Consider the following 716-nt stretch of genomic DNA (forward strand, 5'->3'; position numbering starts at 1 on the left):
AACAGTGGCGTAGAGCAGATTGTGGGTGTTAACGAAGAGCTTTCCACCCGCACCGAAGAGCAGGCAGCATCACTAGCTGAAACGGCCTCCAGCATGGAACAGCTTACCGCCACAGTTAAGCAAAATGCCGAGCACGCTGACCATGCGCGTAAGCTTGCCACTAGAGCGGCCGATAGCGCTCAGCGCGGCAGCGACTCGATGTCGTCCGTCACGACCACCATGGCGACGATTAACGAAAGTGCCACCCAAATGAGCAGCATCGTTAACACCATTGATGGTATTGCTTTCCAAACCAATATTTTGGCACTGAACGCGTCAGTTGAAGCCGCCCGAGCCGGTGATCAAGGGCGCGGTTTTGCGGTTGTCGCCAATGAAGTTCGTCAACTTGCCAGCCGCTCGGCTGCTGCGGCACAGGAGATTAAAACGCTGATCGAAGCGTCGGACAGCAAAGTAGTTGAAGGCAGCCGCCAAGTGCGCGACACCGGTGATGTGATTAACAGCATGGTCGATGACATCAAACAGCTCAGTACGCTGGTTCAGGAAATTTCTGCCGCCACCATTGAACAGAGCAGCGGCATTGAGCAGGTCAACCAAGCGGTAACGCAAATGGATCAAATGACCCAGCAAAACGCCAGCCTGGTGCAAGAAAGCACTCACGCGACTCAGGCCCTGGCCCAGCTCAGCGCCCAGCTGCGCCAACTGGTTGCCCACTTCCG

General features: G+C 56.0%; 1 pseudogene. It reads left to right on the forward strand.

From position 1 onward, the window contains the following. Positions 1–716, forward strand: a pseudogene (htc2, locus tag HZU72_RS23590) (methyl-accepting chemotaxis protein Htc2); the annotation flags it as partial.

It is taken from the genome of Vreelandella sedimenti, assembly GCF_013416325.1.
Lineage (GTDB): Bacteria > Pseudomonadota > Gammaproteobacteria > Pseudomonadales > Halomonadaceae > Vreelandella > Vreelandella sedimenti.